The following is a 21,224-nucleotide window of genomic DNA, read 5'->3' as shown; positions in this document are numbered from 1 at the left end:
ATAGCTGGGTATTAGAAACTAAAAGCCGTTGTTTTTCAAAATTAAATTTTTGCTACGCTGACATTTTTTTAAGTCGATAAGCCGCTCTTTTAACCCGAAAATTCGCATTTTCGGATTTGGAAAATAAACGGCTGACTTAATTTAAAGCGATACTTAAACGTCCAGGTTTTCAACCTGCAAAGCATTTGATTCGATGAAATCGCGTCGAGGTTCAACTTCATCCCCCATCAGGGTTGTGAACACGCGATCGGCCTGAATGGCGTCATTAATCGTGACTTGTAACAGACGTCTTGCTTCGGCATTCATCGTGGTTTCCCAAAGCTGTTCCGGGTTCATTTCCCCCAAACCTTTATAGCGCTGGATATTCTGACCACGTTTGGCTTCATTGAACAACCAGTCGATCGCTTCTTTAAAGCTTTGAACTTCTTCGGTTTTTTCGCCGCGTTGGATGTAAGCTGATTCGGTTAATAAGCCTTGCAGTGCATTACCCAGTTCGACAATCTGTTGGTATTCTTTAGAGATAAAGAACTCGGCATCGTAAACTTGCGAGCTTAAAGTTCCGTGTTCGCGTTGTTGTAGGCGAATTTGGAATTTGGCGCCGCTGTCCATGTCGCTGGCTGGCTCGACACTGATCTGGTATTCGATCTTGTCTTTTTCGCCAACCGCTTTAAGACGAGGCAGGATTTCGCTTGTCCACTTGCCGGCTTGATCGAAGTCGTTTAACAAATCCGCATTCACGGTCGGTGATTCGATCATCAATTCCAGGAAGTTACGATTATAACGGCGCGATAAGCGGTTAATTGTGTGTACGGTTTTAAAGTACAGTTTAGACAAGTTTTCCAATGCCACACCTGTAATGCTCGGACCTTCTTTGGAAACCCACAGTGCTGCGCTGTCAATAGCGGTCTGTAACAAGTAGCTTTCCAGTTCCGCATCGTCTTTCAGATAAGCTTCCTGCTTACCTTTTTTGACTTTGTAAAGTGGTGGTTGGGCGATGTAGATGTAGCCTTTTTCAACCAACTCAGGATATTGACGGTAGAAGAAGGTCAATAACAGAGTACGGATGTGAGAACCATCCACGTCGGCATCCGCCATGATGATGATTCGGTGATAACGCAGTTTTTCGATGTTGTATTCTTCGGCTCCGATTCCGCAGCCTAATGCGGTGATCAGCGTACCGACTTCAGCGGAAGCCAGCATCTTGTCGAAACGGGCCTTTTCGACGTTCAGGATTTTACCTTTTAGAGGTAGAATCGCTTGGGTACGACGGTCACGCCCCTGTTTGGCGGAACCACCGGCGGAGTCACCCTCCACCAGGTACAGTTCTGAAAGCGCAGGGTCTTTTTCCTGACAGTCAGCCAGCTTACCTGGTAGACCGGCAATATCCAAAGCGCCTTTACGACGTGTCATTTCACGTGCTTTACGCGCCGCTTCACGTGCACGCGCGGCATCGACGATCTTGGCGAAGACCGCTTGCGCGTCTTTTGGGTTTTCCAACAGGAATTCGGCCAGTTTTTCGTTCATTGCGGTTTCAACCGCCGTTTTCACTTCCGAAGAAACCAGTTTGTCTTTAGTCTGGGATGAGAACTTAGGATCCGGTACTTTGACCGAGATAACCGCCGCTAACCCTTCACGGGCATCGTCACCCGAGATGGTCATTTTATATTTTTTGTTCAGGCCTTCCGATTCTGCATAGCTGTTCAAAGTACGCGTCAATGCCGCGCGGAAACCGGATAAGTGAGTACCGCCATCACGCTGAGGAATGTTGTTGGTGAAGCAGAAGATCGATTCTTGATAGGCTTCAGACCATTGCATCGCTACTTCAACAGTGATGTCGTCTTTTACGGTTGTAAAGTAAAAGGCCTTTTCGTGAATGACCGGCTTGTTGGTGTTAATGTAATCAACAAACGCTTTGATACCGCCTTCGAATTCAAAAATTTCATGACGGCCGTCACGCTTATCAAGCAATTCAATGTGTACGCCGGAATTCAGGAAGGAAAGTTCACGCAAACGCTTCAACAAGTAATCGAAGCTGAATTCGGTAACGTTGGTAAACGTCTCTTTACTTGGCAGGAAGCGGATTTCGGTTCCGGTTTCATCGGTGTCGCCGACCGCTGCAAGTGGAGCATCCGGTACGCCGTGCGTGTAGCTTTGTTTCCAGATATGACCTTCACGCTTAATCGTTAAAGTCAGCGTTTCGGACAGGGCGTTTACGACCGAAACACCTACCCCGTGCAAACCACCGGAGACTTTATAGGAGTTGTCGTCGAATTTACCGCCGGCGTGGAGCACGGTCATAATGACTTCAGCGGCAGATACGCCTTCTTCTTCGTGGATGCCGACCGGAATTCCTCGACCGTTATCCGAAACCGATACAGAGCCGTCTGTATGGATGGTAACGATTACTTTGTCACAGTGGCCCGCTAAGGCCTCATCGATTCCGTTATCGACTACTTCGAAAACCATGTGGTGTAAACCACTGCCATCATCGGTGTCGCCGATATACATCCCGGGACGTTTACGAACGGCATCTAGCCCTTTTAAAACCTTGATGGAGGAGGAGTCGTATTGCGTTTCTTCAGTCATAGAATTTTGTGTCTTCTTAGAGTTATTTTAAATACAAAAATATCCGGTGAATTATAGCATAGTTGACGTCTAAAGGTATGGCCTAAAAATGATCATTATTTTCCTTTTAAATCAACTAGTTATGTATCTATAAAATACGTTTATTGGTTTATTGATAACAAGAGGGTGAATTTGGCTTTTATTAAGGGGGATTTTAATAATAAAAACCAATTAAAAAACATTAGGTTATAAAAGGTTTTAATTTGATTTGAGATACGACAATCGTTTGAATATTGAGTCTAAATACTTGTCAGTATTTAAGGATTTTGTTTGTAGTCATGTTTGAATGGAGGGTAAGGGCATGAGTATGCTATTGAAGAGAAGGGATCCTTTTAAAGAGTTTAGAGAGCTGGAGCAGCGTTTTCAGGGTCTGTTTCCAAGTATTGAAAAGGCGGATGCGAATCTCGCCGGATTTTCTCCGTCGGTTAATACTCGCGAAGGCGATTACGCTTATCATATCGAAGTCGATCTTCCCGGGGTCAAAAAAGAAGATATCAAGGTTGAAGTAAAAGATAACCGGGTAACGATTTCCGGAGAGCGCAAGACCAAGGAAGAGGTTAAGGAAGAAGAGTACTACCGGATGGAAAGCAGTTACGGTAAGTTCGAGCGTAGTTTCACGTTGCCTGATAACGTGGATGCGGAAAACGTCAGCGCCTCTTCCAATGACGGCGTACTGGAAGTGGTTTTGCCCAAAAAAGAACGTAATGGCACTTCCAAACAAGTAGAGGTGAAGTAACTCTATTACTGCTTAAGGGATGTCGAAAAAGGCCGATAAAATCGGCCTTTTTTATAATTTTGAATATCGAACATCAGGCGGTTTGGGTAAATTTTCCCAAGTCGATATGCCAGATTTTAGTGGTTTCCGGGTTGAGTACCGGGATCAGCGATTCCGACGTACTGGTGATGATGTGCTGTATGTTGAGTATCTGTAAGAGCTCCAGCAGTTTCAGACGATGGGTTTCGTCGAGTTCGGCCGGAAGATCGTCGATCAACATAATCACCGGTTCGTTAACGACTTTTTCATGCAAACTCGCTTGAGCCAACAACAAAGCGCAGACAAATAATTTTTGCTGGCCTCGTGACAGGGTGTTGATGGCTTCCAACGAACCGAATTTAAAGCGGATATCGGCTCGGTGAGCACCATATTGGGTGTGCCCCATTTGCATATCCTTGTCGAAGTTCTGTTCCAACAGTTGCAGTAAGTCCGGCGCGTTTTTAGGCCAACCGGCGCGATATTGGCAAACCACTTCCTGGTGCATTTCCGGCATCAGTGCTTGGCAAAAGGTGACCAAATAGGGGGTAAGGGCTTCCAGATAATCCTGGCGAATTTGATCGATTTTAATTGCCGTATCCACCAGTTGAAAATCCCACAATTGAATCTGAGCTTTGGGTAAACGTCTTTTTAGCGCATGATTGCGTTGCTTGAGGATTCTTTGGTGGTGGCGCCATAACTGGATAAATTCCGGACTCTGGTAAAAACAGCCCCAATCCATGAATTGGCGGCGGGCTTTCGGACCTTCTTCCAATAGGCGGTGGCTTTCCGGTGTGAGTAGCTGTACCGGGAGCAAACTGGCCATTTGGATTTGGCCTTTAACGGATTCACCGTCAATTCTTAACAAGGTATTGGTGACACTTTTTTGTACCCCGAGCCTATGAATTTGATGTCGGTCATGGCTGGAAGACACTTCGGTAAAAATAGTGCTGTATTCATGGTTGTGTTCGATCAAGTGCTGGATCTTACTGCTACGAAACGAACGTCCGGTGGCCAACAACCAAATTGCCTCAATAAGTGAAGTCTTGCCCGCAGCGTTATCACCGACAAACAGGTTTAGCCCTGTGCTTAATTGGCATAAAGCATCCTGGCAGTTTCGGAAGTGCTGGATGTGCAGTTGGTTGATTTTGGTCATGCGTGGAACATTACTCTTCTCCCCAGGTGTGGTGCTGGGGATCGTTTCTTAAACTCACCGGTTCCTGATGAATCATGACGTCGATGTTGTCAAATTCATCAATCAGCGCTTTAGTGACCTGTTCGGCGATGCGGTGACTTTCTTTCAAACTAAGGTAATCGTCCAGTTCCAAGTCGAGTTGCACGAAAAAATTGGGTCCTGACTGATAAGTACGCAGATCGTTAAACCCTTTTACATTGGGGATTCCGAGAATGATCTGTTGGATTTGTTGGCGCATTTCTTCCGGCAGTTCTCGGTCAAGCAGTTGGTTGCTGGCTTCTTTGGCGATAGTGATTGCGCTGCGTAAAATCCATAGGGCGATACCGAGGGCTAAAAGCGGGTCGAGCCATTGAATGTGGCTTAACCATAAGCTCAAAATAACCAGAATGTTCGCCATGACGTCGGTTAGATAGTGGAGCGAGTCGGCTTTAATGGCGGTCGATTGGGTTTTATGAATCACATAACGCTGGAAGGCGATGAGCCCGAGCGTCATCAGCAGAGATATCAGCATGAAAATTAATCCGGTCTCCGGCGTTTTGAGCACGGAATCGGAAAGCATTCGATCTATAGAATAGAGGATCAAGTAGCCGGCCGACCCGGCGATAAAAACGCTTTGCGCCAACGATGCCAGAGGTTCGGCTTTACCGTGACCGAAACGATGTTCTTTATCCGGTGGGGTTTGCGCGATATGTACTGCCACGGCAATCATGATGGATGCCGCGATATCCAACGTGGAATCCAGCAAAGAGGCGAGAATACTGACCGATTCTGTTTGCCACCAAGCATAAATTTTAATCAGCACGAGTGTGACGGCAACGGCGACCGAGACATAGGTGGCGATTCGGACAAGGCGAGACTTATTCATAAAAATTGACGTTCGCTGGTTGGTAGTGAAACTGTATTCTAAGCCAAAACATGTGTGAGTTGGATAGAGTTCGAGCCGCTTACGGGGTTTTGAAAAGGATAAAATATTGCCGAAATAAAAGTGCGGGCGGCTCCTTGGGTCAAACGTAAGTTTGACTCAAGAAGATTGGAACGGATTGAATCAAATCAATCCGTTCTACAGACGCATCGGCATGATAACGTGCTGGCAGTGGCAGACGTCGGAATTGGATTCAATCAGGCAGCTGCTGTTGGAGTCTTTCAGCTGAATGGTCACGCAGTCTTCCTGCATCGAGTTCAGCACGTCGAGAATATAGCTGACGTTGAAACCGATTTCCATATCCGGTCCGGTGTAATCGATCGCCATATCTTCGTGGGATTCGTCCTGTTCGCTGTTGGAGGCATTAACCGCCAATAAGTTGTTATTCAGGATGAAGCGGATTCCTTTAAATTTGTCGTTAGACAGAATTGAGGCACGCTGCAACAGACTGCGAAGCAATTCGCGATCGGTTTGCACAACTTGATCGTTATGTTGCGGAATGACTCGGCGGTAATCCGGGAAACGTCCGTCAACCAGTTTACAGGTGAAAACAGTTTCTTCAAATTGAACCGTCAGGTAGTTCTTAGCCAACGAGAACTGGATCAACGAATCGTCGTCGCCGATCAGTTTCGACAGCTCCATGACTCCTTTACGCGGTAAAATTGCCTGAGTCGGATTCAAGCCGTCGATTGCCAATTCGGTCGAGCAGGTTGAAAGACGGTGTCCATCGGTCGCAACGACACGCAATGACTGGTTGTTGATGTCGAAAAGCATACCGTTCAGGTAAAAACGAACATCCTGGCTGGCCATGGCGAAGCTTGAATGTTGGATAAGCTGTTTTAACTGGTGCTGAGACATTGAGAACGACAACTCGGTCTGGGTCAGATCGATCGTTGGGAAGTCGTCTGCCGGCAGAGTCGAAAGTTTAAAACGCGAACGTCCCGCCGAAAGCGTACAGCGCGACCCTTCAAAATCAAGTACGATCGTCAGACCGTCCGGCAAAGAGCGTACGATATTGATCAGCTTGATCGCAGGAAGCGTGATCGAAAACTGTTCCACTTCGCAACTTTCCAATTCGGTCTGTGCACGTGTTTCGATTTCCAGGTCGGAAGCCGTCACCGTCAGGGTGTTTTGGAAGACGTCGAATAATACGTTGCCAAGAATCGGCATGGTTTGACGCTTTTCGACCACACCGCCGACGGTTTGCAATACTTTTAGAAGGTTTTCACGAGAAAGACTGATTTTCATCTTAAGCACTCTTTACGTTAATTTTAATTAGTTTGTGATGATTCGAATTAGGCTGTTAAAGTCTTCATCCATGCGGTGATCAGTTTCGCGCAGTTCTTTGATCTTGCGAACCGCATGTAAAACCGTCGTGTGGTCTCGACCGCCAAAGGCGTCGCCAATTTCAGGCAGGCTGTGATTGGTCAACTCTTTGGCGATCGCCATCGACATCTGTCTTGGTCGCGCAATGTTACGCGAACGTCTCTTGGACAAAATATCCGCTACACGGATTTTATAATAGTCTGCAACGGTCTTTTGGATATTTTCCAAAGTGACCATTTTCTGTTGCAAGGCCAATAAATCTTTTAAGGCTTCTTTGACCAGATCAACCGTCAGGGTTTGCTGGGTAAACTGGGCAAACGCTCCGACCCTCTTTAAAGCACCTTCCAAGTCACGTACATTACCGCGTAGACGTTTAGCAATAAAGAAAGCGACCTCATCCGGCAAAATAAAGCCGAATTCAGAAGCTTTCTTCAACAAGATGGCGACACGCATCTCGAATTCAGGCGGTTCGACGGCAATGGTCAATCCCCAGCCGAAACGGGACTTTAAGCGGTCTTCCAGTCCGTCCACTTCTTTAGGGAAACGGTCACTGGTGAGAATTACCTGCTTGTTGCCTTCCAACAGGGTGTTGAAAGTATGGAAAAACTCTTCTTGAGATTGTTCTTTATTGGCAAAGAACTGAATATCATCGATCAGCAGTGCATCCAAAGAGCGGTAAAAGCGTTTGAATTCGTCAATTTTATTGTGGCGAAGGGCGTTAACCATATCAGCCACAAAACGTTCGGAGTGCAGATAGACGACGCGCGCATTCGGATTGTCTTTCATCATCTGGTTACCGATGGCGTGCATCAAGTGGGTTTTACCCAGACCGACGCCGCCATAGATGAAGAACGGGTTGTAGGCGCCGCCTGGGTTTTCTGAAACCTGACGGGCTGCCGCAGCGGCCAGTTGGTTGGCTTTACCTTCTACAAAGGTGTCAAAGGTAAAGTTGGAGTTCAATCCGTGCTTAATCGTATTCTTGCTGCCGGTTTGGCTTGAAGCAGAGGATTGAGGTTTGTTTTTAGCTGTTGTCTTCGGACGCTCTTCCTTAATCTGTAAAGGTTGTGGTACGGTCTGTTCAGGTGATTCAATCGTTTCAATCGCGTAATCGCCGATTTCCAGTTTGACTTCCGGCGTGTTGATCGGTGCGGCGATGGCGACGGCCTGACGGATGTTGTCCATCAACTTCTTGTTGACCCAGTCCAGGATAAATGACGAGGGTGCCAGTAAACGAATAACCGAATCCTCTTCAATGGCTTGAAGGGGACGAATCCAGGTATGAAACTGTTGATCGTTCAAATCGTTTTCTAAGTGCTTAAGACTTTGGGCCCACAGTGATGACAAGAGCGTATCCTTTGTTTAAATTTTGGAACAAAACTTCCCTCACAAAATTGTGCTAAGCCGTTTTTTATATGGGGAATTTTGCTTGTTTAAACCGCTTAATCAGCAGGTTTAAAAACGTAAGGAGAAGTATAACTGTGAATAACTTTAATTCATAGCCTGATTTTGTGGATAAGTCTGTGAATCGGCTATGTGGATAACCCGTTTTTTTGTTCTGTAATTATTTGTTTTTACAAGGTATTTTGCACTTATTCAAAAATTATGAAAAAAACAGCATTTTAGCAGCGAGTATCAGAAGAAATATACCGAATCCTCGCTTTAATAGACTGACCGGAAGTTGGTGGGCCAGTTTCGCTCCGAGGGGGGCGGTAAAGACGCTGGCGATAACAATGCCGATAAAGGCCGGCCAATATATATAACCGGTGGCATAGGCAGGCAGGTCTGCTGCATTCAGTCCTCCAATCAGAAATCCGAAAGTACCGGCAAAGGCAACGGGTAAACTGACCGCCGATGAAGTAGCGATGGCCTGGTGCATCGAGACATTGTTCCAGACTAAATAAGGCGTGGTTAGGGTGCCTCCGCCGATTCCTACTAAAGAGGATAGGCTGCCGATGCCGATGCCGGCAAAGGTGTTACCTGCCAATCCCGGTATTTCCCGATGCGGACTGGGTTTCATCGCCAACAACATGTTCAGGGCGATCAACACTTCCATGGTTGCAAAGAGATATCCAAGGATATTGGAAGCGACAAACTGCGAACTCCAGCCTCCCAAAAAAGCGCCGATTAGAACGCCTATCACCAGTTGTTTGACCAGATCCCAGCGAACGGCTTCGTGACCGTGATGTGCTTTGACCGATGAGAGCGAGGTAATCAGGATGGTGGCCAAAGAGGTTCCGATGGCCAGATGGATGATCTGTTCGGTCTCTAAAAAGTAGGCGAATACGCTAGTCAGTACCGGAACGATAATCAGGCCGCCGCCGATTCCGAGCAGCCCTGCCGCAAAACCGACAAAAGCGCCGGTGATGATATAAATACTGAATTCTAGGAGAAATGTTTCTGGCATAGTCTGAATTTATTCGGTGTTTAGTTTGGTGAAAAGACAGTTATCTTATTTATTATATTGGTATAGATTTCATGGAGTATGAATTTATGGTTAAGATGGATGACGTTAACTTGTTTTTGCCGAAAAAATATTTTTTTAAAGATTCGGGTTGGCGGCACATAAAGAAATGTTCGTACTTATTGGGTAAGCGCTTCATTTTGTTAAAGGAATTATCTTGAAATGAATTTGTCTAATTTGCTAAAAATATTTGTTTTCTCTTTGATAACTCTATATAATTCCCGTTTTTTCCGCTTTCGGAATTAGAAATTAAGGACAACTGACATGAAACGTACATTCCAACCTAGCGTTATCAAGCGTGCGCGTACTCACGGTTTCCGTGCTCGTATGGCGACTAAAAACGGTCGTAAAGTTATTGCAGCTCGTCGTGCAAAAGGACGTAAACGCTTAACTGTATAATTCTGGGTGTGCTGCGATGGTACACACAGAAACCAAGTCTGGTGGGTTTATGAATTCAAATGACGAGTTTAAAGCTCACCGGGACTTATCCTCCCCTTCCCAAGAATCCAAATTCGGTTTCTCAAAATCTTCACGATTACTCTCTCCCAAAGATTTTCAACACGTCTTTAGTGATGCAGAAAAATTTGCCAATCGTCACTGGACTTTAATTGTTCGTCCAAACCAAAAAGCCTATTCAAGACTGGGTTTAGCGATTAGTAAAAAGCAATTACAGCGTGCGGTGTGGCGTAATCGAATAAAAAGAATGGCTAGAGAAGCATTTAGGTTACATAAGCAGGACCTAAATGGGTATGATATTGTGGTTTTGGGTCGCAAGGGGACGCAAGACATCGATAATAAGACCCTGCATAACAGCTTTTTGCATTTGGTTAGAAAAATTCGAAAAAGTGGTTTAAAAGACCGAATTAAAGAAGCAAAAAAAGAAGAATTAAAGGTTTAAATCATGAATATGAGATCGTTCTGGTGGTTAGCTTTAGCCTTTACGCTAACTTGGATTTGGCTTCAATGGATGCAATTCAATGCACCGACCGTTGAACAAAATGCAGCATCTGCTCAGGTAGAAAGCTCAACGAATGCTTCTGTTGCAGCGCCTACGGATGTTCCAGGAGTTAATGCGACGGCGACGCCGCATAGTACTGCGGTTCCAACTGCAAAAACGGCCATGCAGCAAGGTCAGCGAGTTCATGTCACGACCGATACGCTTGATTTAATCATTGATACCGCCGGTGGTGATATTCGCGATGCCAAGCTAATGGATTACGGCGCTTCCCACGATCCAAGTCAGCCGTTCCACATTATGAGCGATACGGGATCTTTGTTGTATATTGCCCAGAACGGGATTGCGACTCAAGCTGCGGCAAAATTACCGGCGCCGAACCATAAAGCTGTTTACCAAGTCAGTCAGGATCGTTTCGAAATGACCGGCGATACCTTGGTCGTACCGATGACCTGGGAGCAGGACGGCGTGAAAGTGACTAAGGCATATACCTTTAAGAAGGGTAGCCATGTGGTCGAGTTGACTTATAAGGTTGAGAACGCTACTGAAACGGCTTGGTCCGGTAGTTTGTATTCGCAATTGGTGCGCAACAGCTTCAACCCTGAAAGCAATTTCATGATGCATACTTATACCGGTCCGGTGTTATACGACGGAAATGCGGAAGAGAAATACGTCAAACATTCGTTCGATGATTTGAATACCCAAGCGGTTACCGGTAAAGCGGTCACAGGCGGTTGGGGTGCGATGATTCAGCAATACTTCCTGACGGCGATTATTCCGGATCAGCAGGCACAGAACTCTTTCTACGCGAAAGCGTTAGGAGATGATCGCTATGCAGTCGGTGTGGTAGAACCTTTAGTGACGGTTGAACCGGGCAGCAGCGGCGAATTGAGTTCCAGAATTTATATCGGTCCGGAAAAGCAGGACGTGCTTGCGAATATCGCACCGGGTCTGGAGTTGACGATCGATTACGGTATCTTGACGTTCCTGGCCGAGCCGATCTTCTGGTTGCTGAACCATATTCATAGTCTGGTCGGTAACTGGGGTGTGGCGATCATCCTTCTAACCTTGTTGATCAAGTTGGTCTTCTATAAGTTGTCTGAAACTTCTTACCGTTCTATGGCGCGTTTGAAGAAGTTCCAGCCTAAGCTTCAGCAGCTTAAAGAAAACTACGGTGACGACAAGGCGATCTTCCAGCAAAAAATGATGAAGCTGTATAAAGAAGAGAAGATCAACCCGCTGGGTGGTTGTTTGCCGATCTTCATTCAGATGCCGGTGTTCATCGCACTGTACTGGGTATTGTTGTACTCGGTAGAAATGCGTCAGGCTCCGTTCATGTTATGGATTGAAGACTTGTCGGTACAGGATCCGTATTACATTCTGCCGGTCATCATGGGGATCACCATGTATATACAGCAGAAGTTGAATCCTTCGGCGATGATGGACGAGATGCAGCAGAAGGTCATGAAAGCGTTACCGTTTATTTTCACTTTCTTCTTCTTGTGGTTCCCGGCCGGTTTGGTTCTATACTGGGTTGTGAACAACATTCTTTCAGTGAGCCAGCAGTGGTACATCACTAAGAAGATTGAAGCCGGTGAAGAGAAATAAGCGCGCTCAGCGCATCTAGATAGAAAAAGGGATAGAGAATGCAATTATCTTATCAGAAACCGGGTACCGACCATCCGATGTACGGCAAGGTGGAATACATCGTTGCCGACGGTATGCAACCGATTTGCTACAAGACCAAAGACGGTTATATGCCTTTGGAGAACGGATCGGCTCCTGCTATTCAAGCCTCTGCGCCTCAGAGCGACGTCGAGACCAAGCCGTTATACGTTTTGTCTTTCAGCATTAACGGCGAAGCGGAAGAGATGACCTTCACGTCCAAGAAGAAATTGGATAAGACGATCGAAGAGTTTTCTCAAAAGGGTTATGTGACGGATTTGAAAACCACGGTTTATCAAACGGTCGCCTAAGAGTCGGCTTTGACCGAACCCTATTACCAAAGCGCCCGTAAGGGCGTTTTTTGTTTGTATTATTTGTTTGGAACCCATTATGGATTTTGAAAATCACGACACGATTGCCGCAATTGCGACCGCCCCGGGAAGAGGCGGTGTAGGGATTGTCCGTGTTTCGGGCAAGCATGCCCTGCAGATTGCCGAGACCGTCCTGAAGCGGACACCTAAGCCGCGTTACGCGCATTACGGTCCTTTTTACGGTAGTCGGAATGAGGTTTTGGACCAGGGGATTGCACTGTTTTTCCCCGGCCCCCACTCGTTTACCGGAGAGGATGTGCTTGAACTGCAAGCCCACGGCGGTCCGGTCGTATTGGAATGGATTTTAAACCGAGTGGTCGAGTTAGGCGCCCGCCTGGCAGAGCCGGGCGAATTTTCCAAGCAAGCATTTATGAACGACAAACTCGATTTGGCGCAGGCCGAAGCGATTGCCGACTTAATCGAAGCATCGTCCGACCAGGCGGCACGTTCGGCATTGCGATCTTTGCAAGGGGAATTTTCGGCGCAGGTAGATCAGTTGGTTGAAGAGATGACGCAATTGAGAATCTACGTCGAAGCCGCCATCGATTTTCCCGAGGAAGAGATCGACTTTCTGTCCGACGGCAAGGTTGCCGGACAATTACGTCATATTTTAGACCGTTTGCATGCCGTCTTTGCATCCGCCCAGCAGGGTGCGCTCTTGCGAGAAGGAATGTCCGTGGTGATTCTAGGACGTCCTAATGCCGGTAAGTCCAGTTTGTTGAACGCCTTGTCGGGGCGTGAAAGCGCCATCGTTACCGACATCGCCGGTACGACGCGCGACATCGTTAAAGAAGAGATCAATATAGACGGTATGCCGTTGCACATCCTCGACACCGCCGGAGTGCGTGAGGCGACCGATCAAGTAGAACAGATCGGGATCGAGCGTGCTTGGCGGGCGTTGGATGATGCGGATCGTGTATTGGTGATGCTGCAAGCCGGCGAACAGATTCATCCGGAAGATCAGGTTATTTTAGATAAGCTACCCGGCCACATTCCCGTGACGTTGATTCGCAATAAAATTGATCTGATTAATCATGAACCGATGGTGGAACAGCAGGGTGAACGCACGGTAATCTGGTTGTCTGCAAAGCAAAAGCAGGGTTTGAATTTGCTGACCGAGCATTTGAAAACCGTTATGGGTTACCAGCAGACCAGTGAAGGTGTGTTTATGGCGCGTAAACGTCATTTGGATGCTTTGCAAACCGCTTTACAGTGGACCGAGAACGGTATGCATCAGTTGGAAGCGTTTGCCGCCGGCGAGTTGTTGGCCGAGGATCTTCGCCTTGCCCAGGAAGCCCTTTCGGAAATCACCGGGCGTTTCAGTTCCGATGATTTGTTGGGACGGATTTTCACGTCGTTCTGTATCGGAAAATAAGTAGGCAATCTCGTTTTGAGCAACCAACCTAACTGTAAATTGAACTTCTAGAGAACTCTATGTCCTATCCGATTCCAGAGCAACAAGCTGTCGCTGAAATTGAGATCAAAAAGAGCCGTTTCATCGCCTATGCCCGACATATTGTTTCACGTGAAACCGGAATGGCCTGGCTGGAAGAGATTAAGGCGGAATATCCGGATGCCCGTCATCACTGTTGGGCGTATCAATTAGGTAATCCGCATTGCGCGACCAATGCAGGCATGGGGGATGACGGCGAACCATCGGGAACGGCCGGCAAACCGATTTTGAATGTGTTGCAACATAAAGGCATCGGTGATGTCATGATTATTGTGGTACGTTATTTCGGAGGCATCAAGTTGGGTGCCGGTGGTTTGACTCGCGCATACGGTCAGGCGGCGCAAGCTGTAATGGAAATTTTGCCGACCATGGAGCGGATTCCGATGACCGAGATGCAGGTGACTTGCGACTTTGCCTTGGAGCAGAATGTCAGGCATTGGTTGAATCAGTCGAATGGCGAATTGAAGCAGGTCGATTATCGGCAACAGGTCACCTTGACGCTCGAAATCCCGGACTCCGAAGTGGAGACGTTCTGTACCACGTTACGCGCGAACCGCTGCGATTATGGGTTATTGGAAGACATCACCTAAAATTCGCCTTAAGCTTCATCAAACTGTCAAAATTCGTGGTTACCATGAACTGATATACAGTCAATTGCTCTGGCAAGGAGTCGGTGATGAAAAGTTCTACAACGGATGAATGGGTTGAACAGCATCTAGACGGTTTGGATTATGTTGGCTTGGCGCCGCTGATACAGCAGCATGTGATTGAAATGTTGGATCGGGCTTTGCAGTTGAGCCAGTCGGCGCAACGTGAAGACAAAGAAGCAATTCACGATTTACGGGTTGTTTTCAAGCGCTTGAGAGCCTATTGGCGATTGGTTCGTTTAATCGTCGGCAAGCCGGAATTTGAAGCCGCCGATCGGCGCATTAAACTCGTCGCCAAATTGCTTGGCGGTCAGCGCGATCAACAAGTTCTATTAGATTCTTTATCTTTAATCAGTGTTCAACTCACGGGGGCTGAAAAAGCAACTGCAGAGCAGTTATTGCAACAGTTGAACCGTTCTTTGAAAGAAAGCCGGAAAGCGCTTTCGATCCATTGGCCAACCGTTATTTCGATGTTGCAGCTCGAGCGTTCGGCCTGGCAAAATCTGAATTGCGAACCCCTTAAAAACAACCCGCTACAAAAAGGGTTGCGCAAGAGTTTTAAACGCCAAATCGAGTTGTCGGAAAAAGCGACTAAAAAACAAGCGGGATCGGTATTACGTCATCAATGGCGTAAGTGGGTTAAACACGTTTATTATCAACTCAATTTGTTAAAGAATTTGGGCGTTAAGAGGCAAAAAAAGACGGTTAAACGTTTTGATGAACTCGGCGAGTTGCTTGGTCTGGAGCATGATTTAGAGGTCTTGAAAGACTTTTTGGAGCACGCCTCTTTTCAGCAAGACAGTGGTGCGGGCATCGATCATCTCATCCTGGCGTGCGACCATTATAAAGAAGATTTGTATAAGCGGATCAACCGCTTGGCAGGACGGATTAATAAGGTTTTTTGAAGGATAATTGCTGCGCGTGAAAAGTCTATTAGAGGATTTTATTGCGGTGTGATGATGCATAGAAAAAATTCATTACTTTAATTATAGAATTGAGCATAAACTTAGCTTCACTTATTAGCGTGATGCTAAAAGTGAAACGGTTATTTTTGACCAGAATTTAATATTTATGAGGTAAAGTTATGTCGAGATTTTCAGTTGTAAAATCTTTGTGTTTAGTTGCGCTATTTGCTTTGCCGATGGCATCAATGGCAATGGAAGAAGAGCCGGTTTACGGCAGCCAGTTGATGACACCGCAGGAACGTCAGGAATATCAAATGAAAATGCGTGAAGCGGAATCTGCCGAAGAGCGTGCCCAAATTCGTGAAGAACATCATGAAGAGATGAAAATTCGTGCTGAAGAAAAGGGCGTTGAGTTGCCGGACGAGCCACCTGCAGAAAGAGGCCACATGAATCAGAAAGACCGTCCTGGAATGGGATACGGCCGCGACAATTAATCACCCTAATTCCGGTCTGATTGACCGGTATGTCTTGATTACATTGCCATCATGCTTATGGTGGCAGTGATTCCGATGAAATAAATCAAAAGCGTCAGTTGTAACATGCGCTTATTGGCCATGCGGCTATTCAACGATTCGGCGAATCGAGGCTGCTTCTGTAAAACTTTGTAACCACCCCACAATAGACCTAAAGCCAAAGCGGTTAGAATCATTCCCGAAATCAGTATGCTTAACATCGATTGTTTATCTCTTGAGTTAGGTGTTTAAAATGGTGTGATTATCTTATTCCAATTATTTGATCGTTTCAGATTTTCTCTTTTCCCGTTGCGGAACCGAATAGCATTTTCTCCAAATGATAGCTGATCCGATAAAGGTGTTTGCTGATGCGTTCCATCCAGCGAATGGCCTCAAGAGAGTCTCGACACTCATCGGCGCTGATTTCTCCCTGTCCCATTTTTTGTACCATTTTGTGACGATAGCCTTCGGTATCCTGGCGAATAAAGTAGTAGAGTTGACGGCTTAGTTTAAGTGCATTATCCCATTGGTTTTGTTGAAACTGCGTTTGCAGGTTGACGATGTCGTTTTCGAGGCGACGACTAAATTTCTGCAAAATGGTGAATTGTTTAGAAGCTTGGGCGCGGTCGGATTCTTCCTCGCAGCGTTCGTGCAAACGTTGTAGATGATCCAGCATGTGAATCATCGAAACCAAGCGTTTCCAGAGATGGCTTTGGGATTGTGTCAGGTGAATTCGATCCAGATAGATTTGGGTTTCGTCCAGCTCTTGTTGTAATTGTTGTAGGTGCGAAGGTAAAGACGGATCGTTGGGATTTTGCATTAATGCATGTAACTGTCGTAACAACGCCTTGGTCAAGTCGATCAGTGTCTGTTGTACTGCGTTCAAAGCCAGTTCCGGCGTTTGTAGAAGCTGGGGGTCAAGTTGCTCGGTGTGAGAACCGACGGCTTGAGGAATAATCCTTCTAATCAAGCGAGCGAAGGGTTTACTGAATGGCAAAATCAGCAAGACACCAAGAAAGTTGAACAAGGTATGAAATCCGACTAGAGCGATTTCCGCATTGTCGTAGAGTGCATTTTCCCCGAAATAGGCCCATGCTTCGGTATAAGGCGTAATCAGGAACAGCGCCATTACCGCGGTCATCAAGTTATAAACCACGTGGGAGAGGCCGGTGCGTTTTGCACCTACGGTGCCGCCGATAGCCGCCATTAACGATTTAACCGTGGTACCGATATCCATGCCGATGACCAAAGCCACCGCCTGTTCAAATTCGACGATTCCGCTAAACAGAGCAGTTAGGGTCAAAGCGACGCCGGCACTGGACGATTGGGTAATAGTCGTGAATACCATCCCCATCACGACCAGTTGCAGTAGACCGATCCAATTATTGGATGGAATGCGGCTGAAATCGATTAAATTCACCAATCCCGCCATCGCGGCCTGCATAGTATCGATGCCGATAAACAGCAGACCGAATCCGGCAAGCGCCAGGCCGATGTGTTTCCACTTGCCGTGAGCGAATAACCGTAACAGTACGCCGACCAGAAGAATGGCGGAGGCGATGGTGCCGATGGAGAATTTGAATCCGAGCAAGACTACCATCCAGCCGGTGATGGTGGTGCCGACGTTTGCACCGAAGATGATGCCCAGAGCATTGCTGAAACTCATCAGTCCGGCACCGACGAAGCCCACCGCAGCCAAAGTGGTGGCACTGGAGGATTGAACGATAGCGGTGCCGATAGCGCCGGTAATGGCACCGGTGGTCGGCGTTCGGGTAAAACGCAACAGGGCAGCGCGAATACGATCTCCCGCCAGGTTTTTCAGGCTTTCCGTCATAACGATCATGCCCAATAGAAACAGGCCGAGCCCGCCAGCGGTTAGCATGATCGTGTTCAGTTCCTGCATAAGAACGCTCCGATTGAAGAGAAACTTAGATTAATCCGATTATAGCGGATTTATAGATGAGTATTTCGAGCATGAGGCTCGATAAACTTGTTGTATAAAGTGGGCAATGTTAAATTTACTCACCTAACTGATGCAAACGGTCTGTGTTTGCGATACAAAGAGGTTCATGTATACATGAAGATAGAGAATTCCGTTCAATCCGCCATTCTGAAACCCATTCCGCACCAAGCTTGCTATTTAAGTTTTTCCTTGAAGCCGGAATCCGATTATAGAAGTGCTTTGAAGCACTTGGCGGAACAGGTGGACGGCGATTCAATCGTTATGGGTATCGGTTTGACGCTGGCTAATGGTTTGAACGCTCAAATTGACGGTTTGAAAGTTTTTCCGGTTATGGTGAATCAGGGCATAGAGATACCGTCGACCCCCGAGGCTTTATGGTTATGGTTGAGAGGGCGAGATCGAGGCCAAATTGTTTTGAATGCCAATCGTTTGATTACGGAATTGTCTTCCGCTTTCATTTTAGAGCGCCGTATCGAGGCGTTTAAATACGGCAATGCCCAGGATTTAAGCGGCTATGAAGACGGCACCGAGAATCCGGTGGGCGACGAAGCCATTGAGGCGGCTGTGGTCACGCAAGGTTCTTTGAGCGGTTCGAGTTTTGTCGCCGTCCAGCAATGGGTGCATGACTTAACCCAGTTTCAATCTAAAACGCCGCAGCAGCGCGACGATACCTTTGGCCGCCGGATTGCCGATAATGAAGAGATGGACGACGCGCCTGAATCGGCGCATGTGAAACGTACGGCGCAAGAGTCTTTCGAGCCGGAAGCGTTTATGGTCAGGCGCTCGATGCCGTGGTCGGAAGGCGAGCGTTTAGGGTTGGTATTCACGGCATTCGGCCATTCGTTCGATGCTTATGAAGCGGTTTTGAAAAGAATGGTGGGTCAGGAGGACGGTATTACCGATGCGTTGTTCACCTTCACTCATCCGATTAGCGGCAGTTATTTCTGGTGTCCGCCGATGAAAGGTAAGCGTGTTGATTTAAACGCTTTAGGCATCGATTAGGGGAATGTGATGAGAAAATGGATTTGGGTAATTGCACTTTCGTTCTTAGCGGTTGCGGCTCAGGCCGATTGGCGTTTGCAGGAAGTTCAGGATTTTTCGGCGGTGGCAAAACAGGCTAAGGCTAAAAATGTACCATTGGTGATCTACTTTACCCGTGAACGCTGCCCGCCATGCGTGCGTTTTGAAGAGAACGCCCTGTTACCGATGGTCGAGAACGGTCTGGTTGACGGGTATATCGAGATTGTCGAACTGCAAGCGGACGCGGACGATAAGGTGATTGATTTTGACGGTTACGAAGTGTCTAGAAGCGAGATTGCCGAGTTATATAACGTCACTACGTTCCCAAGATTGGTATTTGTGAATGCTCAGGGACGGGAGCTGGGCATTCGCATGGAAAATTCCGGGGCTTACGATTATTTTCCGTATTATTTCAAGCAGCGTATCAATCAGGCGCTGGAAAAGTTGGGAAATGCCAAGCGAATTGCAGAGTGATGACCGGAAAATTTTTTAAACATCATTCGGTTTTATAAACGATTAGTTATTTTTAAGAGAAGGAAAAAATCATGGGTTCAAATGTATCGGTTTCATCTTCTGGGAGCGTTTTTTCCACTTTAGGCAGATTGCCGTGGATGCTGTTTATTGTTTTATTTCTGATTGCAACGGAGTATTTTCAGATCTCTTTGCAAGGAACCGTCGGCTATGTGTTTATTTCCATTGCCGTTCTAATTCTGTTTATCGAGATGTTCAAATCCGGAGATGTCAGCGCGATCGCATTTCTGATCGACCAGTTCTGGGCGGTATTGACCGTCATTCTGGCAACCGGTTTGTTGAGTTATCTATGGTTCGTCGAAGGTCAGCAACCTAACTTCTTTCATTGGATCGGTTATGCAATCATCATCGCCGATGCGTTGCTGAATCCGTTCAATTCGTTTAGAACCGCCTTGCGTAATTTTGATGTTGCCGGCTAAAGCCGTCTTGGTTTGAGTCTGCAGCCGCATAATGCCTAAGTGGTTATAATAGGCGTTTGTTTACCTGTGATTGGGAGAGTATAAATTGAAATCGAAGTCCGCTTCATCTACGGCCAATGAGAGCTTATTGGGGAAGTCCACGCCATATTGCGCGGCTTATGACCCGACATTGCTGTTTCCGATTCCACGTCAGGAAAAGCGTGATGAATTAGGCTTTGATTTGAATAGCATGCCCTTCCAAGGCTTGGATATATGGAGTGCGTTCGAAGTTTCATGGCTCAATGCTAAGGGCAAACCGATTGCGGTGATCGCCGAGTTTGCATTTCCGGCGGACTCGCCTAATTTGATCGAATCTAAATCTTTTAAACTCTATTTAAACTCTTTCAACGGCACCCGTTTTGAATCCATGCAGCAGGTGGTGGATCATTGGATTGAAGACCTTTCGGCCGCCTGCGGTGCAGAGGTTGCGGTGGATGTCCGAGGTCTGGATATAGAAGAGACGTTGATTGGACGTTTGCCGGGTGATAACCTGGATGAACTGGATATTGAGGTCAACGATTATCAGGTTAAGCCGGAGTTATTAACGGTGGATGACGATGCAGGAGAGGTTGAGGAGACTTTGAACAGTCACCTGTTAAAGTCGAATTGTCTGGTTACGGGGCAGCCGGATTGGGGATCGATCGTGATTCGTTATCAGGGGCCTAAAATTAACCATGAAAATCTGCTGAAATATCTGATCTCTTTTCGTGAACATAATGAATTTCATGAGCAGTGCGTGGAGAGGGTGTTTACCGATATCATGCGTCAATGCCAACCGAACGCTTTGACTGTATATGCACGTTATGTGCGCCGCGGTGGGTTGGATATTAATCCTTACCGCTCTAATTTTGAAGATGAATTTGATATTTCACGAACGCTTAGACAGTAGTCTTAATCTGTATAGGGGTCATAGGAAGCGTAAGGCAAAAGTATGGGTCTTATAAATTGGTTATTTGGATTGTTCGGTTACGAGTGGGTCAAGGATACGGCACCGGCCGAAAATATTTCGGAACAAACCCCGAATATTGTTCAAGGTGAAGATTGGGAAGATCTTTATCAAGAATCCCCGCGCTATGTACTGCGTAAAAAGTCGTGAATTTCAGACGGAATGCAGTCTGCTTGATTTTGAATAAGGAGTGCGAATGACGGAACATGAGATTATCAGTATCAAAAACACCTTGAAGTCGCGGCAATTATTGGAGTGTTTCGATAGTAACCTCAAGCGTTTGCAGGAACATGGTGCGGATGAAAACGAGAATGAGGGGGCGACGATCGATATGTTGTCCGAGTGTCTGGAAGAAGCTATAGAAAACGGTATGCAGATTGAAGAGTTGCAGTCGCGTGCCAGCCGGTTGGCGCAGTTCGCGTTTGATCGCGGTTATTCGCAACACGAGGTCGAAGAATTGTTGACGATGCGACCGAATCCGAATGGTAAACGTCCAACCTAGCGGGCGAAAAACGACA

At 46.8% G+C, this 21,224-nt stretch carries 23 protein-coding genes; 15 read left to right on the top strand and 8 right to left on the bottom strand.

Annotated features, from left to right (window positions below; translation table 11 throughout):
- Window positions 1-153: 153 nt before the first annotated feature.
- The gene (gene gyrB / locus ABY044_RS04265) at window positions 154-2,586 is read right to left on the bottom strand and encodes a DNA topoisomerase (ATP-hydrolyzing) subunit B (RefSeq protein ID WP_373018508.1); all 2,433 of its coding nucleotides are present in this window, start codon (window positions 2,584-2,586) and stop codon (window positions 154-156) included.
- 340 nt (window positions 2,587-2,926) lie between these two features.
- Between gyrB and ABY044_RS04260 the strand changes: the two genes are divergently transcribed.
- Window positions 2,927-3,361, top strand: a complete 435-nt coding sequence (locus ABY044_RS04260; protein ID WP_373018506.1) for an Hsp20/alpha crystallin family protein — start codon at window positions 2,927-2,929, stop codon at window positions 3,359-3,361.
- 73 nt (window positions 3,362-3,434) lie between these two features.
- On the opposite strand, the gene recF is transcribed toward ABY044_RS04260, so the two are convergent.
- The 5 genes from recF to ABY044_RS04235 form a co-directional block, all read right to left on the bottom strand.
- Window positions 3,435-4,532 carry a DNA replication/repair protein RecF gene (gene recF, locus ABY044_RS04255; protein WP_373018504.1) on the bottom strand — a complete coding sequence of 366 codons (1,098 nt, stop codon included), beginning with the start codon at window positions 4,530-4,532 and terminating at the stop codon, window positions 3,435-3,437.
- A 10-nt stretch (window positions 4,533-4,542) separates the two neighbouring features.
- Window positions 4,543-5,436: a cation diffusion facilitator family transporter gene (locus ABY044_RS04250; protein WP_373018502.1), complete on the bottom strand. Its 894-nt coding sequence runs from the start codon at window positions 5,434-5,436 to the stop codon at window positions 4,543-4,545.
- A gap of 195 nt (window positions 5,437-5,631) precedes the next feature.
- On the bottom strand, window positions 5,632-6,741 hold the full coding sequence (gene dnaN, locus ABY044_RS04245) for a DNA polymerase III subunit beta (RefSeq protein ID WP_373018500.1): 1,110 nt from the start codon (window positions 6,739-6,741) through the stop codon (window positions 5,632-5,634).
- A 27-nt stretch (window positions 6,742-6,768) separates the two neighbouring features.
- Window positions 6,769-8,163, bottom strand: a complete 1,395-nt coding sequence (gene dnaA / locus ABY044_RS04240) for a chromosomal replication initiator protein DnaA (RefSeq protein WP_373018498.1) — start codon at window positions 8,161-8,163, stop codon at window positions 6,769-6,771.
- A 256-nt stretch (window positions 8,164-8,419) separates the two neighbouring features.
- Window positions 8,420-9,223: a sulfite exporter TauE/SafE family protein gene (locus tag ABY044_RS04235; protein WP_373018496.1), complete on the bottom strand. Its 804-nt coding sequence runs from the start codon at window positions 9,221-9,223 to the stop codon at window positions 8,420-8,422.
- Window positions 9,224-9,544: 321 nt separating this feature from the next.
- Here ABY044_RS04235 and rpmH point away from each other — a divergent pair, with 321 nt between their 5' ends.
- The 8 genes from rpmH to ABY044_RS04195 all read left to right on the top strand — a co-directional run bounded on the left by rpmH (window position 9,545) and on the right by ABY044_RS04195 (window position 15,770).
- The gene (gene rpmH / locus ABY044_RS04230; RefSeq protein WP_279420377.1) at window positions 9,545-9,679 is read left to right on the top strand and encodes a 50S ribosomal protein L34; all 135 of its coding nucleotides are present in this window, start codon (window positions 9,545-9,547) and stop codon (window positions 9,677-9,679) included.
- Window positions 9,680-9,695: 16 nt separating this feature from the next.
- Window positions 9,696-10,178 carry a ribonuclease P protein component gene (rnpA, locus tag ABY044_RS04225; protein ID WP_373018494.1) on the top strand — a complete coding sequence of 161 codons (483 nt, stop codon included), beginning with the start codon at window positions 9,696-9,698 and terminating at the stop codon, window positions 10,176-10,178.
- 3 nt (window positions 10,179-10,181) lie between these two features.
- Window positions 10,182-11,843 carry a membrane protein insertase YidC gene (gene yidC / locus ABY044_RS04220; protein WP_373018492.1) on the top strand — a complete coding sequence of 554 codons (1,662 nt, stop codon included), beginning with the start codon at window positions 10,182-10,184 and terminating at the stop codon, window positions 11,841-11,843.
- 38 nt (window positions 11,844-11,881) lie between these two features.
- Window positions 11,882-12,211 carry a hypothetical protein gene (locus ABY044_RS04215; protein WP_373018490.1) on the top strand — a complete coding sequence of 110 codons (330 nt, stop codon included), beginning with the start codon at window positions 11,882-11,884 and terminating at the stop codon, window positions 12,209-12,211.
- A 79-nt stretch (window positions 12,212-12,290) separates the two neighbouring features.
- Window positions 12,291-13,646 (top strand): tRNA uridine-5-carboxymethylaminomethyl(34) synthesis GTPase MnmE, encoded by a 1,356-nt coding sequence (gene mnmE, locus ABY044_RS04210; RefSeq protein ID WP_373018488.1) that lies wholly within the window; start codon window positions 12,291-12,293, stop codon window positions 13,644-13,646.
- A 59-nt stretch (window positions 13,647-13,705) separates the two neighbouring features.
- Window positions 13,706-14,314: a YigZ family protein gene (locus ABY044_RS04205; protein ID WP_373018486.1), complete on the top strand. Its 609-nt coding sequence runs from the start codon at window positions 13,706-13,708 to the stop codon at window positions 14,312-14,314.
- Window positions 14,315-14,400: 86 nt separating this feature from the next.
- Complete coding sequence (locus ABY044_RS04200) at window positions 14,401-15,276, top strand: CHAD domain-containing protein (RefSeq protein WP_373018484.1); 876 nt, start codon at window positions 14,401-14,403, stop codon at window positions 15,274-15,276.
- Window positions 15,277-15,455: 179 nt separating this feature from the next.
- Window positions 15,456-15,770: a hypothetical protein gene (locus ABY044_RS04195; RefSeq protein WP_373018482.1), complete on the top strand. Its 315-nt coding sequence runs from the start codon at window positions 15,456-15,458 to the stop codon at window positions 15,768-15,770.
- Between the two features lie 38 nt (window positions 15,771-15,808).
- Here ABY044_RS04195 and ABY044_RS04190 read toward each other — a convergent pair whose 3' ends face one another.
- Both ABY044_RS04190 and ABY044_RS04185 read right to left on the bottom strand, forming a co-directional pair.
- Window positions 15,809-16,009 (bottom strand): hypothetical protein, encoded by a 201-nt coding sequence (locus ABY044_RS04190; RefSeq protein WP_373018480.1) that lies wholly within the window; start codon window positions 16,007-16,009, stop codon window positions 15,809-15,811.
- Between the two features lie 68 nt (window positions 16,010-16,077).
- Window positions 16,078-17,691 (bottom strand): Na/Pi cotransporter family protein, encoded by a 1,614-nt coding sequence (locus tag ABY044_RS04185; RefSeq protein WP_373018478.1) that lies wholly within the window; start codon window positions 17,689-17,691, stop codon window positions 16,078-16,080.
- Between the two features lie 174 nt (window positions 17,692-17,865).
- Here ABY044_RS04185 and ABY044_RS04180 point away from each other — a divergent pair, with 174 nt between their 5' ends.
- The 6 genes from ABY044_RS04180 (at window position 17,866) to ABY044_RS04155 (ending at window position 21,208) form a co-directional block, all read left to right on the top strand.
- Window positions 17,866-18,753, top strand: coding sequence for a Dyp-type peroxidase (locus ABY044_RS04180; RefSeq protein WP_373018476.1), 888 nt, complete (start codon window positions 17,866-17,868; stop codon window positions 18,751-18,753).
- A gap of 9 nt (window positions 18,754-18,762) precedes the next feature.
- A complete protein-coding gene (locus ABY044_RS04175; protein WP_373018474.1) occupies window positions 18,763-19,245 on the top strand; it encodes a thioredoxin family protein in 483 nt (160 codons plus the stop codon).
- 71 nt (window positions 19,246-19,316) lie between these two features.
- Window positions 19,317-19,721 carry a hypothetical protein gene (locus ABY044_RS04170; RefSeq protein ID WP_373018472.1) on the top strand — a complete coding sequence of 135 codons (405 nt, stop codon included), beginning with the start codon at window positions 19,317-19,319 and terminating at the stop codon, window positions 19,719-19,721.
- A gap of 85 nt (window positions 19,722-19,806) precedes the next feature.
- Complete coding sequence (gene queF / locus ABY044_RS04165) at window positions 19,807-20,649, top strand: NADPH-dependent 7-cyano-7-deazaguanine reductase QueF (protein ID WP_373018470.1); 843 nt, start codon at window positions 19,807-19,809, stop codon at window positions 20,647-20,649.
- Window positions 20,650-20,691: 42 nt separating this feature from the next.
- Window positions 20,692-20,856, top strand: coding sequence for a hypothetical protein (locus tag ABY044_RS04160; RefSeq protein WP_373018468.1), 165 nt, complete (start codon window positions 20,692-20,694; stop codon window positions 20,854-20,856).
- A gap of 46 nt (window positions 20,857-20,902) precedes the next feature.
- The gene (locus tag ABY044_RS04155; RefSeq protein ID WP_373018466.1) at window positions 20,903-21,208 is read left to right on the top strand and encodes a hypothetical protein; all 306 of its coding nucleotides are present in this window, start codon (window positions 20,903-20,905) and stop codon (window positions 21,206-21,208) included.
- Window positions 21,209-21,224 lie beyond the last annotated feature (16 nt).

This window comes from Thiomicrorhabdus sp., assembly GCF_041583835.1.
In the GTDB taxonomy this organism is placed as follows: domain Bacteria; phylum Pseudomonadota; class Gammaproteobacteria; order Thiomicrospirales; family Thiomicrospiraceae; genus Thiomicrorhabdus.
Note: the sequence above shows the minus strand (reverse complement) of the source record. Positions and strands in the feature narration are given on the sequence as shown.